This window comes from Stenotrophomonas maltophilia group sp. vghtpe118, assembly GCF_052605195.1.
Genome location: NZ_CP199672.1, coordinates 3,560,874 through 3,575,626, shown reverse-complemented (window position 1 = coordinate 3,575,626; position 14,753 = coordinate 3,560,874). Strand labels below are relative to the sequence as shown.

Genomic DNA, 14,753 nt, shown 5'->3' with positions numbered 1-14,753 from the left:
GGGAGTGCCGGGCACTTTTTCCACATGCCGCGTGGAAAGCGATGGGAGTTTGATGTGGACAAGTGGCGGTGAGCTCCACGCATCAAGCGTTTCAGGGAGTGGCGTTTTTTTGTCCACGCCCATGCGCGGTTTTCCACATCCGCCGTGGAGAGTGGTTGGGATTTGGTGTGGACAAGTGGGTGCGAGCATTGCACCGCAAGCATTTCGAAGCGTGGTGAAAATTTGTCCACATTGCACAGGCAAGCCTGGCAGAGCCGAGCCCACGCTCGGCTGATGCCCCCCAAGCCGAGCGTGGGCTCGGCGCTACAGGGGAGCTGCACGGTTTTCCACATGCGGCGTGGAAAGCGATGGGAGTTTGCTGTGGACAAGTGCCGGCGAACGTCACGCCGCAAGCGTTTCGCAGCGTGGTGATTTTTTGTCCATCGCCAGAAACGCAGACGCCCCGCACAAGGCGGGGCGTCCGGGGTCGATCCGATGCCGCTGGATCAGACGTTGAAGCGGAAGTGCAGGATGTCGCCTTCCTGCACGCGGTATTCCTTGCCTTCCAGGCGCAGTCGACCGGCTTCCTTGGCGCCGGCTTCGCCCTTGTACTTGATGAAGTCGTCATACGCGATGGTTTCGGCGCGGATGAAACCCTTCTCGAAGTCGGTGTGGATGACCGCGGCGGCCTGCGGGGCAGTGGCGCCCTTGCGCACGGTCCACGCACGGACTTCCTTCACGCCAGCGGTGAAGTAGGTCTGCAGGCCGAGCAGGCTGTAGGCCGCGTTGATCACGCGGTTCAAACCCGGCTCGCTCAGGCCCAGGTCGGCCAGGAAGGTATCGCGGTCCTCGTCGTCGAGCTGGGACAGCTCTTCTTCGATCGCGGCCGACACCGGCACCACCTGCGCGCCCTCGGCGGCGGCATGCGCGCGCACGGCTTCCAGGTGCGGGTTGTTCTCGAAACCGTCTTCCAGCACGTTGGCGATGTACATCACCGGCTTCAGGGTGAGCAGGAACAGATCGCGCACCAGCGCCTTCTCTTCCTCGTCCAGGCCCGCCGAGCGACCGGCCTTGCCCTCCGACAGCGCCGCCTGCAGCTTGGCCAGCACCGGCTTGCGCGCCGCGGCGTCCTTGTCACCGCCCTTGGCGGCGCGCTCGGCACGGTTCAGCGCCTTCTCGACGCTGTCCAGGTCGGCCAGCGCCAGCTCGGTATCGATGGTTTCGATGTCCGAGATCGGATCGACCTTGCCGGCCACGTGCACGATGTCACCGTGCTCGAAGCAGCGCACCACGTGGGTGATCGCATCGACTTCGCGGATGTGCGCCAGGAACTTGTTGCCCAGGCCTTCACCGCTGGCGGCACCGGCCACCAGGCCGGCGATGTCGACGAACTCGACCGCGGTCGGGATGACCTTCTGCGGGTTGATGATGCCCGCCAGCTCGTTCAGGCGCGGATCCGGTACCGGCACGATGCCGACGTTCGGCTCGATGGTGCAGAACGGGAAGTTCGCCGCGGCGATACCCGCCTTGGTCAGCGCATTGAACAGGGTCGACTTGCCGACGTTGGGCAGGCCGACGATGCCGCATTTGATACCCATGGGTGACAGCTCTCTGGGGTGAAAGTGATTGGTGAAACAGCGCGCGCGCTGCTTGGCCAATCCATCTCGGTGTCGATCATTGTGTGCCAACCAAGGTTGGCACCTACCCAAAGCGGTTTACTTCGGGGTGTGCAGCCGCTTCATCGCTTCGTTGAAATCGCCCTGCACCGCCAGCGGCATCACGTCGATCGCATCATCGATGGCGCGTGCGATCAGCACGTCGTCGTCCTTCGACGGGCGCCCCAGCACCCAACCCACCACGCGGTCCTTGTGGCCGGGATGGCCGATGCCCACGCGCAGGCGATGGAACTTGCCGTGGCCGAGCAGGCGCATGGTGTCGCGCAGGCCGTTCTGGCCACCGTGGCCACCGTCGAACTTCAGCCGTGCCGCGCCGGGCGGCAGGTCCAGTTCGTCGTGGGCCAGCAGGGTTTCCTCCGGCTCGATCTTCCAGAACCGCTGCGCGGCGGTGACCGACTTGCCGCTGAGGTTCATGAAGGTGGCGGGCTTGAGCAGCCACACCGTCTGCCCGGCGATCTCGACCTTGGCGGTCTCGCCGAACAGCTTGCTGTCCACATTCCATCGCGCACCGGCTTTTTCCGCCAGGGCCTCAACGAAATGAAACCCGGCATTGTGCCGGGTCCGGGCGTGTTCCGATCCGGGGTTGCCCAGACCGACGATCAGTCGCAGTCCTGCCATGGTTCCTTCCAGTACGGTGCCTGCCCGGAGGCAGGCACCGCAGCGGTATTACTCGGCGGCAGCCGCTTCTTCGTCGGCCGCGTCGGCCTTGCCGGCCTTGGCGGTGACGATGGCGTCGTCGTGGTCCTTGCCCAGCGCCAGGGCCGGGATTTCCACGCCCTTCGGCAGCTTGATGTCGGACAGGTACACCACGTCACCGGCCTTCAGCTCACCCAGGTCGACTTCGATCGACTCCGGCAGGTCCTTCGGCAGGCAGGTGATGGTCACTTCCTTCAGTTCGTGGGTGACCACGACGTCGGCAGCCTTGCCGGCCGGCGAGGTGTCTTCGTTGACGAAGTGCAGCGGGACCGAAGCGGTCAGGGCTTCGTTCTCGTTCACGCGCTGGAAGTCCAGGTGCATGATCAGCTGCTTGTACGGGTGGCGCTGCATGTCACGCAGCAGGACCTTCTGCACCTGGCCGTCCAGGTTCAGGTCCAGGATCGAGGCATAGAACCACTCGTTCTGCTGGGCCAGCCAGATTTCGTTGTGGTCCAGGCTGATGGCGACCGGCTCGGCGTTGCCGCCGTACACGATGGCCGGGATCACACCGGCGTGACGCAGGCGGCGGCTCGCACCCTTACGCTGCAGTTCACGCTTGGTGACCTTGATTTCATGGGTCTTCGACATTTTCGACTACTCAGGTTGTTGCCGCGCCCTGCGGCGTGGCGGTTGAAGATGCTTCCGCGACCAGAAGCACCCGGGGTATGTCCCCGCCGTTGCCGGCAGGGACGAAAAACTCAGTCGACGTACAGCGAGCTGACCGACTCGCCGAAGGCGATGCGGCGCATCGTTTCGGCCAGCATCTCCGCCACGCTCAGCTGGCGGATCTTGCTGCACACCCGCGCGGCGTCCTTCAGCGGGATGGTGTCGGTCACCACCAGCTCGTCGAGCTGGGAATTGGTGATGTTGTCCACCGCCGGGCCCGACAGCACCGCGTGGGTGCAGTAGGCGGCGACCTTGAGCGCACCGCGCGCCTTCAGGGCAGCGGCAGCGGCGCACAGGGTGCCGGCGGTATCGACGATGTCATCGACCATCACGCAGGTCTTGCCTTCGACGTCACCGATGATGTTCATCACGGTGGAGACGTTGGCGCGCGGGCGGCGCTTGTCGATGATCGCCAGGTCGGCGTCATCCAGGCGCTTGGCCACCGCACGGGCGCGGACCACGCCGCCCACGTCCGGCGAGACGACGATCAGGTTCTCGGTGCCGTAGGCGCGCCAGATGTCGGCCAGCAGCAGCGGGGACGCGTACACGTTGTCCACCGGAATATCGAAGAAGCCCTGGATCTGGTCGGCGTGCAGGTCGACGGTCAGCACGCGATCAGCGCCCGCGGTGCTGAACATCTTCGCCGCCAGCTTGGCGGTGATCGGCACGCGCGAGGAGCGCATGCGGCGATCCTGGCGCGAGTAGCCGAAGTACGGCACCACCGCGGTCACGCTGGCCACCGATGCGCGCTTGAGCGCGTCGATCAGCACCAGCAGTTCCATCAGGTTTTCCGCGCTCGGCGCGCAGGTCGGCTGGATCACGAACACGTCCTGCTTGCGGACGTTCTCTTCGATCTCCACCTGCACTTCGCCATCGGAGAAGTGCGAGACCAGCGCCTTGCCCGGGCGAACCCCCAGTTCCTTGCAGATGTTCTGCGCCAGACGTTTGTTGGCGTTGCCGGAAAAGACCAGCAGGTTCGGGGACTCTTGCATCATGATTGTCTCGGGCGGGGACGAGTGGCGGGGATCCGGGGGCGGCAAGGACCCGGATGGACCCCTGCTGCTGACAACACCGCGGTTGTTTCCACGTCCCGCGCGGGCGATGCGCTGGAAGGCGCGGACACAGCCGCTATTGGCAGGGGCGGTAGGATTCGAACCTACGAATGCCAGGATCAAAACCTGGTGCCTTGGGCCTCTTGGCGACGCCCCTGCATTGATAAATCAGTGTTGCTCGAGTGCATCCAGCAGTGGCGAACGCGCAACGCCCGCTGCCACCCTTGCCCGCAACTCCTTCGGCAATTTCGACCGTCCCTGCTCTGCAGCAGACTGCGACGCGAATTCGACGAAACAACCACTTCCCGAACCGGTCAGCCGCGCCGTGCCGATGTCGCTCAACGCGGCAAGCGCTGCCTCGACGGCAGGCTCACGGCGGCGCAGCACCGGTTCGAACGCGTTCCCGACCAGGGTCCCGGAAGCGAAGTCCTCTATTTTCGCCACTGGGCTGTCGCGCGTCAAATCCGGGTCTGCAAACAGGGCCGGCGTGGGAACATGAACGCCCGGTTCAACCACCACATACCAGGCCGGCGCCAGCGTGATCGGCTGCAGGCGCTCGCCCACCCCTTCTGCCCAGGCGTTGCGACCGCGCACGAACACCGGCACGTCGGCGCCCAGGCGCAGGCCCAGCGCGGCCAGCGCCTCTTCGTCCAGCCCGGCCTGCCAGAGCCGGTTCAGCACCACCAGTACCGTGGCCGCATCGGACGAGCCGCCACCGAAGCCGCCGCCGGCTGAAACATGCTTTTCAACGATGATGTCCGCACCTTGCGCGACATTGGTCGTCTCTTTCAGCAGCTTCGCGGCACGTACCGCCAGATCGTCGCCCTCGGCCACGCCCGCCAGGCCCTCGCCGTGCCGGCGCACCTGGCCGTCTTCACGCAGGCGCAGGCCGATGCGATCGCCCCAGTCCAGCAGGCGGAACACGGTCTGAAGTTCGTGGTAGCCGTCGGCCCGGCGGCCGGTGATGTGCAGGAACAGGTTCAGCTTGGCCGGGGCCGGCCACCAGGACCAGCCCGCGTCGTCGACTGCCCCACTCATGGCGTGCCCTGCCCCCACTGGTCCACCAGCAGGCGCACCTTGGCGTCACCATTGCTGGCCTCGATCCGGCGCGGCAGCGCCGGTCGTCCGGCGTCGGCCGGGTACCAGTCCAGGTACTGTACCTGCCAGCCCATCTGCTGCATGCGGCGCGGCCGGCCTTCACCGTCGCGTTCGACCGTCTCGGGGCCGGCGGCGTCGCCGGCGACCAGCCCGCGGATCCACTCCGGCAACTGGTTGACCGGAATGTCCCAGCCGGTCGCCTCCAGCAACAGCTGCTGGGCGTCCTCGCCGTCGCGCGAGCCGCCCGTCAGTCCTTCCAGGCGGCCAGCTTCGGAATGGGTATCGCCGGTCAGCTTCCAGCTCTGCCGGGTCACCGGCGCGCTCAACTCCACCACGTAGCGGCGGCCTTGCTGCTTCCAGTCGATGCGACCGCTGCCGCCGTCCTTGCCCTTGCTGACCGCGACCCGGCCCTGGAAGGCCCAGTCCGGCTGTGCATGCAGGGCGGCCACGCGCGCCGCTTCGGCCCGCGCCGCTTCGGCCGAGACCGTCTCGACCACCGCCGGTGGCGGGGTCTTCTGCGTGCCCACGCTGGTACAGGCGGTCACCGCCAGGGTCGCTGCCGCCAACAGCAGCGGCCGGATCAGGGAAACACTCATGGATTGAATTTCTCGCGGGCGCGCAGCAGCGCGCGGTTTTCAGGGTCGAGCTTGGCGGCTTCGTCGAAGAAGTGGCGGGCCTCGTCATGCTTGCCCAGCACCCACAGCACCTCGCCGACATGGGCGGCAATCTCCGGGTCCTTGGCCAGGGTCCAGGCCCGGCGCAGCTGCACCAGCGCTTCGTCCTTGCGGCCCAGGCGATACAGCACCCAGCCATAGCTGTCGACGATAGCGGCGTTGTCCGGCTCGGCGACGCGGGCGCGGTCGATCAGCTCCAGCGCCTCCTGCAGGCGCCCGGTACGGTCAGCCAGGGTGTAGCCCAAGGCGTTCAGGGCCGGCACGTTTTCCGGGTCGGTCACCAGGATCTTGCGCAGGTCGGCCTCGGCGCGCGGAATATCGTCCCGACGCTCCCAGGTGAGCGCGCGGGCGTACAGCAGGCCATTGTCATCCGGGTAGGCGGCCAGGCCGCGGGCAAGCGCATCCAGTTCGCCAGCACTGTCATCGCCGCGCTGGCGCAGCTCGGCCTCCAGTAGATACGCGTCACGGCGCACATCATCGTCGACCACCGCGTCGGACTGGATCGCGTGCACCTCATCCAGTGCCTGCGGCAGCCGTCCGGCCAGCGCCTGGGCGTTTGCCGCACGCAGGCGCGCCTCGCTCAGCTCATCACCGCCGGGCACACTGTGGTACCACTGCACCGCCTCGGGATAGCGCTTCAGGTATTCGGCGATCTTGCCCAGCAACAGGCGCTGCGCGGGGTCCGGCTTGGCCGCCTGCCGCGACAGTTCGTTGTAGAGGTTGGACAGCGCCGCCTTGTCGCCCTGCTTGGCCAACAGTGAAGCGCGCATGCCCCAGGTCTGCACATCCTGCGGGCCGAATGCCAGTACGCGCTCGGCCGCAGCCGGTTGCCCCAGGCTGTCGTAGGCGATGGCCACCGCATTGCGCAGCTCGGGGTCCTGCCGGGTCTTCGGCTCGACGTCGTGCAGCAGCGACAAGGCCTTGTCGGTCTCGCCGGCCTGCTGCAGCTGGCTGGCACGCAGCAACGCTACGCGCGGTTCTTCGGGGAAGCGCCTGACCACTTCATCGATCATGCGACGCGCCAGGTCGGGCTTGTCCATGCGCAGGGCGAGGCGGCCGAACTCCTGCCAGGCCTCGATCTTCGGCGGAATCGCATTGGCATCGACCAGCTCGCCGAGCACCTGCGCCGGCACCGCCGGGTCGCGGCCACCGCCGATCAGCGCGGCCAGGGCGAACTTCCAGCCGCGCTCGTCGGGGTCGGCCAGCAGCGCCTGCAATTCAGTGCGGGCGGCCTTCACATCACCCTGGCGCATGGCCAGCGCACCGGCGGCGCTGCGCATGGTCAACGAACGCGGGGCGCGCTGCTGCCACAGGGCCAGGCCCTTGGCGGCGCTGGCGTCATCGTTGGCAAGCATGGAGATACGGGTCGCGCGCTCGGCCAGGCCAGCATCGCCGTCAGTCTGCTGCGCGGCCTGCAGGTACCAGCGCGCGGCCTCGGCCAGCTTGCCGGCCTGCAGGGCGAACTCACCGGCCATCACCGGCTCCAGCGCCAGTTCCCCGGTGGCCGCGGCCCGCACGGGGGCCTTGGGCGGCACCGCCGCCAGGGCCTGCGCGCAGGCCAGGGACAGCAGCAGAACACTGGGGATGCGAATCAATGCGGGCATCGTCGGCATCGGGGCCTTAAAATGTCGTCCAATGGCCAGCAGCTTATCGCAAGCAACTGAACAATGACCCTGTGGGTGCTCGGACTGAATCACCAGACCGCACCGGTGGAGCTGCGCGAGCGCGCGGCCTTCGCCGGTGAGGCGTTGCCGCGTGCGCTGGGCTCGCTGCGCGATACCCCGCAGATCGCCGAGGCGGTCCTGCTGTCCACCTGCAACCGCACCGAGCTGTACGCCGTGGCCGAGTCGGCACAGGCGCTGGACCAGTGGCTGCGCAGCCAGGCCGGTGACCTGCAGGGTTATCTGTACCAGCATGCCGATGCCGAGGCTGTGCGCCACCTGTTCCGGGTCGCCACCGGGCTGGACTCGATGGTGCTGGGCGAACCGCAGATCCTCGGCCAGGTGAAGGACGCCTGGTCGACCGCGCGCGACCATGGCCTGCTCGGCCAGCGCCTGGACCGCCTGTTCCAGCAGACCTTCTCGGTGGCCAAGCGGGCGCGCACCGATACCCAGGTCGGTGCCAACCCGGTATCGGTGGCGTCGGCGGCGGTGCGCCTGGCGCAGAACGCGTTCGCCCGGCTGGACGACTCCACTGTGCTGCTGGTTGGTGCCGGCGAGACCATCGAGCTGGCTGCACGGCACCTGAGCGAAGGCAAGGTGCGGCGGCTGCTGATCGCCAACCGCACCCTGGCCCACGCGCAGGAACTGGCCAGCCGCCATGGCGGCGTGGCCCTGCCGCTGACCGAACTGGACCGTCACCTGGGCGAGGCCGACGTGGTGTTCTCGGCCACCGCCGCGCGCGAGCCGGTGATCCATCGCGAGATGGTGGCCAAGGCCCTGCGTGCACGCCGGCACAAGCCGATGCTGCTGTTCGACCTGGCCGTTCCGCGCGACATCGAAGCCGAGGTCGGCACGCTCAACGATGCCTTCCTCTACACCGTCGATGACCTGGAGCGCGCGGTGGAAGACAACCGCCGTGGCCGCCGCGAGGCCGCCGCCGAAGCCGAGGCGATCATCGACCTGCAGGTATCGCGTTACGTCGAGACCCAGCAGGCCAGTGCCCATCAGGCGCCTTTGCGGCAGCTGCGTGCGTTCGGCGAGGCCACCCGCGCCGAGTTGCTGGAGCGCGCACGCCAGCAGCTGGCCAACGGCAAGCCCGCCGACGAAGTGCTGGAACTGCTGGCCCACGGCCTGACCAACCGCCTGCTGCATCCGCCGACCGCCGCACTGCGCGCCGCCGCGCTGAGTGGCGATGCCGACCTGACCCGCGCCGCCGAGCGCCTGTTCCCGGCCACGCCGGGCTACCACCACCCACCCGTGAGACCCGATGACGCCGACCCTGCGCCGTAAGCTGGAAGCGCTGGCCGAGCGCCGCGAAGAACTGGAACGCCTGCTCGCCGAACCCGACGTGGTCGCCGACAACACCCGTTTCCGCGACCTTTCGCGCGAATTCGCCCAACTTGAACCGGTCGCCACTGCACTGGCCGATGAAGCCCGTGCCAAGGCCGACCTGGCCGCCGCCGAAGGCATGCGCGCCGACCCCGACCTGCGCGAGCTGGCCGACGAGGAAATCGCCGCCGCGCAGGCGCGCCTGCAGGAACTGGAGCAGGAGCTTGCGCTGCTGCTGGTGCCGCGTGACCCGCGCGACGAAGGCAACCTGTTCCTGGAAGTGCGCGCCGGCACCGGCGGCGACGAAGCCGCGATCTTCGCCGGCGACCTGTTCCGCATGTACGCCCGCTATGCCGAGCGCCAGGGCTGGAAGGTCGAGATCGAATCGGACAACCCCGGCGAGCATGGCGGCTACAAGGAAGTGGTGGCGCGTGTGGTCGGCCGTGGTGCGTTCTCGCGCCTGAAGTTCGAATCGGGCACGCATCGCGTGCAGCGCGTGCCGGCCACCGAATCGCAGGGCCGTATCCATACCTCGGCCGCGACCGTGGCGATCATTCCCGAGGCCGACGAAGTCGATGACATCGTCATCAACCCGGCCGACCTGAAGGTGGATACGTTCCGCTCGTCCGGCGCCGGTGGCCAGCACGTCAACAAGACCGAGTCCGCGATCCGCATCACCCACGTGCCGACCGGCGTGGTGGTGGAGTGCCAGACCGAGCGCAGCCAGCACGCCAACCGCGACAAGGCGATGAAGCGCCTGAAGGCGCAGCTGCTCGATGCCGAGCGCCAGCGCCAGGACGCGGCACAGGCCGAGTCGCGGCGCCTGCAGGTCGGCAGCGGCGATCGCAGCCAGCGCATCCGCACCTACAACTTCCCGCAGGGCCGGATCACCGACCACCGCGTGGAAGGCCTGACGTTGTACGACCTGCCCAACATCCTGGCCGGTGACCTCGACCCGCTGCTGCAGCGGCTCAGCCACGAACACCAGGTCGACGCCCTGGCCCAGCTGTCGGCGGGCTGAGCACGATGACGGCCTGGCAGCAGCGGCAGCACCTGCAGCAGGCGATCGCACGCCAGCCCGGCGACTTCGTCGCCTGGGTGATGCTGGCCGATCTGGAACTGGAAGCCGGCGACATCGCTGCCGGCGAGCAGGCCGCACGACGTGCCCTGCAGCTGCGCCCCAACCACCCCGAAGCGCTGGCGCGGCTGGGGCGCGTGGCGTGGATGGCCGGCGCGCACGCCGACGCGGCGAAGCTGCTCGGCCAGGCCTCGGCATTGGCCCCGCAGCACCCGGGCATCGCGTTGTGGCTGGGCCACGCGCTGGAAGATGCCGATGATGCCGAAGGCGCAGCAGCGGCCTATCGCCGCGCGCACGCGCTGATGCCGGGCGAACCCTACATCGCCGCCCAGCGCCTGGCCTGGCAGCGCCGCCTGTGCGACTGGCAGGACGTGGACACGCTGGCTGCGCAGGTGCGCAACGCGCTCGCCGCGGGTCAGGGTGCAGTGGAACCCTTCGCCTTCCTCAGTGAAGACGTAAGCGCTGCGGAGCAGTTGGCCTGTGCGCGCGCACGCGCCGCGGTCGTTGCGTCGGCGGTGCGCCCCCTTCCTGCAGTGAAGGTTCGCGAGCACGGCGCGTTGCGCGTCGGCTTCCTCTCCAATGGCTTCGGCGCCCATCCCACCGGGCTGCTGACCGTGGCCCTGCTCGAACACCTGCGCCATGACCCGGCGTTGCAACTGCACCTGTTCGCGCTGAACCGCGCCGATGGCAGCCGCATCCGCGAACGCCTGCAGGCCGCCACCCGCCTGCATGACGTGGCCGCACTGCGGCATGCCGACATCGCGGCCCGCATCCGTGCACAGGGCATCGACCTGCTGTTCGACCTGCGCGGCTGGGGGGGCGGCGGCACGCCCGAAGTGCTGGCCATGCGCCCGGCCCCGTTGCAGCTGAACTGGCTGGCCTACCCCGGCACATCAGGTGCGCGCTGGCTGGATGCCGTGGTCGCCGACGAATTCGTGCTGCCGGCATCGCTGGAACCTCACTTCAGCGAACGCGTCCTGCGCCTGCCACGTGCCTTCCAGCCCTCGGACAACACCCGCGTACTGGAACCGGCACCGTCCCGCGCCGAGTGCGGGCTGCCCGAACACGGCGTGGTGTTCTGCTGCTTCAACAACAGCTACAAGCTCAACCCGCGCAGCATGGGCCGCGCCTTCGCGGTGCTGCAGGCCGTGCCCGGCAGCGTGCTGTGGCTGCTGTCCGGGCCCGGCAAGGCCGACGCCCGCCTGCGTGCGGCCGCGCAGGCCGCAGCCCTGGACCCGGCGCGCCTGGTGTTCATGGCCAAGCTGCCGCATCCGCAGTACCTGGCCCGCTATCAGCTGGCCGACCTGTTCCTCGACACGCATCCGTACAACGCGCACACCACCGCCTCCGATGCGCTATGGGCCGGCTGCCCGGTGCTGACCTGCCCGGGTGATACCTTCGCCGCGCGCGTGGCCGGCAGCCTCAACCATCATCTGGGTCTTTCGCGGATGAACGTTGCCGACGATGCGGCGTTCATCGCCACTGCCAGCGCGCTGGGCAACAAGCCGGCGGCGCTGGCAGCGTTGCGTGCCGAACTGGCGCAGGCACGCGAAGACAGTGGTGTATTCGACATGGCAGGTTTTGCCCAGGACCTTTCCGCCCTGCTGCAGACGCTGGCGGGCGAGCAGGGCTGGCGCGGCGTCGACACCCCCTGAGCAACCGCTGCGTTACGCTCCGGCTTCCTCCCCGCGTGGCGTGACGATGGCCAAGCTCAAGCGCAAGGACTACGACAAACTGCTGCTGCCGCTGCAGCTGGAACTGACTGCAATGGCGCGCTGGGTTCAGTACAGCGGGCAACGCCTGCTGGTGCTGTTCGAAGGCCGCGATACAGCCGGCAAGGGCGGTGCGATCCAGGCCATCAGCCAGCATCTCAACCCGCGCCAATGCCGGGTGGTGGCGCTGCCCAAGCCCACCGACCGTGAAGCCACGCAGTGGTACTTCCAGCGTTACGCCGCGCATCTTCCCGCCGCCGGCGAGATCGTGCTGATGGACCGCAGCTGGTACAACCGTGCCGGTGTTGAACGGGTGATGGGTTATTGCAGCGAAACCGAGTACCAGCAGTTCCTGCGCCAGGCGCCGGTGTTCGAACAGCTGCTGGTGGACGACGGCATCCTGCTGTTCAAGTACTGGTTGTGCGTGGACCAGGAGCAGCAGGAAAAGCGCTTCGCCGAACGCCATCTCGATCCGCTGAAGGGCTGGAAACTCTCACCGGTCGACCTGAAATCGCGCAGCAAGTACAGCGCGTACACCGAGGCCCGCGAGGCGATGCTGCGCGCGACGCATCGCGAGGCGGCGCCGTGGACGCTGGTGGATTTCAACGACCAGCGGCTGGGCCGGCTGACCCTGGTGCGAAACCTGCTGGACCGGTTGCCGGACACGCGGGTGGACGCACCGTTGCCGGAGCTGCCGAAGCTGAAGGGCAAGCTGCATCGCGAGCACTTCGATGTGCTGAAGCCGATCGAGGATTTCCCGGTGGAGGATTAGGGTGGGTCGGCAGGGCCTGCGGCCCTGCACCCGCGGTAGTGCCGGCCGCAGGCCGGCAACAGCAACAGCAACACCCCGCACTCCGGCATCGCCCCACCTCTGACAGATTCCGGCGATCTGGTAGATCCACGCCATGCGTGGATGAATCTCCATTGAAATCGAACATTTCGACAATGGAACGAAGAGCATCCACGCATGGCGTGGATCTACGTGTCGACCAAGGTCGACACCCACCAAGAGCAGGCCATCCCATTCCGACAGATCGCGGAGAACTGTCAAAGGCGGGGTGGGTCCGGTTGCGGGGGCGTGAGCCGCATGGATGCGGCGACCGAGCCTACAGGGACGTATTTACGGCGTCCCCCGCAACCGGACCCACCCCGCCTCCCCACAGGAAACCCTCTTGGGCTGTTGCTGTTGCTGTTGCTTCTGCTGGGGTTGCCGGCCAGCGGCCGGCACTACCGCGGGTGCAGGGCGCAGCCCTGCCGATACCCAACCTACTTGGCAGCAGCGATCTGCTTTTCGATGTCGGCGGCGGTCACCGGGCCAAGGAACGTGTGCGCCAGCTTGCCTTGCGGATCGATGAGATGCGTCAGCGGCAGACCACGTGGCGTGGCGAAGTCGGCCGGCGGATCGAACGGGTCCACGATCACGATCGGATAGGTCACCGGATGCTTGGCCAGGAACGACTGCATCTCCGGCACTTCGATGTCCTCGTAGGCCAAGCCGACCACTTCGATGTTGCTGCGCATCGCATGCAGGGCCGACAGCTCGGGCATCTCCTTGCGGCACGGCGCGCACCAGGTGGCCCAGAAGTTCACCACCACCCACTTGCCGCGATGCGCGGCCAGGTCGTAGTCGCTGCCATCCACCGCCTTCATCTTCAGCGTCGGGAACTCGGCGGTGGTGCGCTCGGCCGGGGTTTCCTCGACCGGTGCCGGCGTGCTCGGCGTCGGTGCCTGCGCCGGTGGCTGGCTGCTGGCCGGTGCCGGCTCCTGGGCCGGTTTGCAGGCCGCCAGGGCCAGCAGCAGGGTCAACGGGAGCAGCAGCGGCAACGACGTCTTGCGGGTCATGGGGTGTCTCCAGAGTCGGTATAGATATCACTGACCTTGCGCTTCAGGCGTTCGCGCAGGGGCAGTCGCAGGTCATCCAGCGCTGCCAAGGCGGCACGGCCCAGGCTGTCGTCGCGATACGGCAGGTGCTGCTCGGCTACCGGGATGCGCAGCTGGGTGCATTCGTACAGATCGGCCAGGCTGACCTGGTCCAGGTCGCGCGACAGCAGCCACTCGCCGCGCTCATCGCGGCGCAGCAGGTCGATCTCCTGCAGGTTGCAGATCAGGTCCTGCAGCAGTGAATCGGTCAGCATCGGCTCCAGCCGCAGGATCTCGTCATCGGCCAGGCCTTTGCCCTTGGCCCGCGCATGCTGGAAGCGGCCAAGCAGGCGCAGCAGCCCATAGAACTCGTACCCCTGCGGCAGGCGCAGCTCGACCGGCTGGTAGCGGAAGGCGGCCATCGAGGAGGCCAGCGACGCACCCAGCAGCACCGCCACCCAGCACAGGTAGATCCACAGCAGCAGGATCGGCACGAAGGCGACCGTGCCATACAGCTTCTGGTAGGACTGGAAGCTGCCCAGATACGCGCCGATGCCCCACTTCACCAGCTCCAGGATGACCGCCGCCAGGATCGCGCCGGGCACGGCATGCCGCCATTTCACGGTGTGGTGCGGTACCACACGGAACATCAGCGTGATGCAAACGAACTCGATCAGGATCGGTGCCAGCCGCAGCGCCAGTTCGGCCAACCAACGGCCCTCCTGGGTACCGAACAACGGCATCGCGAACACCCTCGCCGATACTGCCAGCGACGCGGCGGCAAGCATCGCGCCCAGGGTCAGCACGGTCCAGTAGACCAGGAAGCGGGTCAGCTTGGGCCGGCTCGAGCCGACCCGCCAGATCTGGTTGAAGGTCTCTTCCACGCTGTTGAGCGTGATCAGCAGTGAGGCGACCAGTGCGATGAAGCCGGCGGCGGTCAGCTGGCCGGCACTGGCCGAAAACTGCCGCAGGTAACCCTCGGCCGCGCGCGCAGCGGAGGGCACGAAGTTGGAGAAGACGTAGTCGCTGAGCTGGTCGCTCCAGCGGTCGAAAACGGGGAAGGCCGAGAGCACGCCGAACACCACGATGGCCAGCGGTACCAGCGCGAACACCGTGGTGTACGCCAGTGCCGCCGCTGCCTGGAACAGGCGGTCGTCGAGGAAGCGATGCCACAGGAAGCGGCCGAAACTGATGGCCCGTGCGCGATCCCGCGCGCGCTCCATCCACAGGTTGAGCGTATCCAAAGGTTCCATCGGTGGAAGGGTACCCGAT

General features: G+C 67.7%; 13 protein-coding genes and 1 tRNA gene. 4 read left to right on the top strand and 10 right to left on the bottom strand.

Going from position 1 to position 14,753, the window contains the following annotated elements; genetic code table 11:
• Nucleotides 1–485 precede the first annotated feature (485 nt).
• The 8 genes from ychF to ACUDTM_RS16225 all read right to left on the bottom strand — a co-directional run bounded on the left by ychF (nt 486) and on the right by ACUDTM_RS16225 (nt 7,445).
• Nucleotides 486–1,577, bottom strand: a complete 1,092-nt coding sequence (gene ychF / locus ACUDTM_RS16260) for a redox-regulated ATPase YchF (RefSeq protein WP_005415403.1) — start codon at nt 1,575–1,577, stop codon at nt 486–488.
• Between the two features lie 117 nt (nt 1,578–1,694).
• Nucleotides 1,695–2,273: an aminoacyl-tRNA hydrolase gene (pth, locus tag ACUDTM_RS16255; RefSeq protein ID WP_072167917.1), complete on the bottom strand. Its 579-nt coding sequence runs from the start codon at nt 2,271–2,273 to the stop codon at nt 1,695–1,697.
• Nucleotides 2,274–2,321: 48 nt separating this feature from the next.
• Nucleotides 2,322–2,939, bottom strand: a complete 618-nt coding sequence (locus ACUDTM_RS16250; protein ID WP_005415401.1) for a 50S ribosomal protein L25/general stress protein Ctc — start codon at nt 2,937–2,939, stop codon at nt 2,322–2,324.
• 110 nt (nt 2,940–3,049) lie between these two features.
• The gene (locus tag ACUDTM_RS16245) at nt 3,050–4,009 is read right to left on the bottom strand and encodes a ribose-phosphate diphosphokinase (RefSeq protein WP_005415400.1); all 960 of its coding nucleotides are present in this window, start codon (nt 4,007–4,009) and stop codon (nt 3,050–3,052) included.
• 140 nt (nt 4,010–4,149) lie between these two features.
• A tRNA-Gln gene (locus ACUDTM_RS16240) sits at nt 4,150–4,226 on the bottom strand.
• 11 nt (nt 4,227–4,237) lie between these two features.
• Nucleotides 4,238–5,107, bottom strand: coding sequence for a 4-(cytidine 5'-diphospho)-2-C-methyl-D-erythritol kinase (gene ispE, locus ACUDTM_RS16235; protein ID WP_072167916.1), 870 nt, complete (start codon nt 5,105–5,107; stop codon nt 4,238–4,240).
• Nucleotides 5,104–5,763, bottom strand: coding sequence for a lipoprotein insertase outer membrane protein LolB (gene lolB / locus ACUDTM_RS16230; RefSeq protein ID WP_445391413.1), 660 nt, complete (start codon nt 5,761–5,763; stop codon nt 5,104–5,106). The genes ispE and lolB overlap by 4 nt, the downstream gene beginning before the upstream one ends.
• Complete coding sequence (locus tag ACUDTM_RS16225; protein ID WP_172412111.1) at nt 5,760–7,445, bottom strand: tetratricopeptide repeat protein; 1,686 nt, start codon at nt 7,443–7,445, stop codon at nt 5,760–5,762. Before ACUDTM_RS16225 ends, lolB begins: the two co-directional genes overlap by 4 nt.
• A gap of 63 nt (nt 7,446–7,508) precedes the next feature.
• Between ACUDTM_RS16225 and hemA the strand changes: the two genes are divergently transcribed.
• Genes hemA through ppk2 form a run of 4 tightly spaced genes read left to right on the top strand, consistent with a single transcriptional unit; the run spans nt 7,509 to nt 12,393 of the window.
• Nucleotides 7,509–8,792 (top strand): glutamyl-tRNA reductase, encoded by a 1,284-nt coding sequence (gene hemA / locus ACUDTM_RS16220; RefSeq protein ID WP_065178970.1) that lies wholly within the window; start codon nt 7,509–7,511, stop codon nt 8,790–8,792.
• Nucleotides 8,770–9,852, top strand: coding sequence for a peptide chain release factor 1 (gene prfA, locus ACUDTM_RS16215; RefSeq protein WP_014036080.1), 1,083 nt, complete (start codon nt 8,770–8,772; stop codon nt 9,850–9,852). The genes hemA and prfA overlap by 23 nt, the downstream gene beginning before the upstream one ends.
• Before the next feature lie 5 nt (nt 9,853–9,857).
• Nucleotides 9,858–11,564, top strand: coding sequence for an O-linked N-acetylglucosamine transferase, SPINDLY family protein (locus ACUDTM_RS16210; RefSeq protein ID WP_072167913.1), 1,707 nt, complete (start codon nt 9,858–9,860; stop codon nt 11,562–11,564).
• Between the two features lie 46 nt (nt 11,565–11,610).
• Nucleotides 11,611–12,393 carry a polyphosphate kinase 2 gene (ppk2, locus tag ACUDTM_RS16205; protein WP_088496485.1) on the top strand — a complete coding sequence of 261 codons (783 nt, stop codon included), beginning with the start codon at nt 11,611–11,613 and terminating at the stop codon, nt 12,391–12,393.
• 494 nt (nt 12,394–12,887) lie between these two features.
• On the opposite strand, the gene ACUDTM_RS16200 is transcribed toward ppk2, so the two are convergent.
• A complete protein-coding gene (locus tag ACUDTM_RS16200) occupies nt 12,888–13,463 on the bottom strand; it encodes a TlpA family protein disulfide reductase (protein WP_072167911.1) in 576 nt (191 codons plus the stop codon).
• A complete protein-coding gene (locus ACUDTM_RS16195; protein ID WP_005415390.1) occupies nt 13,460–14,734 on the bottom strand; it encodes a YihY family inner membrane protein in 1,275 nt (424 codons plus the stop codon). The genes ACUDTM_RS16200 and ACUDTM_RS16195 overlap by 4 nt, the downstream gene beginning before the upstream one ends.
• Nucleotides 14,735–14,753: the final 19 nt, after the last annotated feature.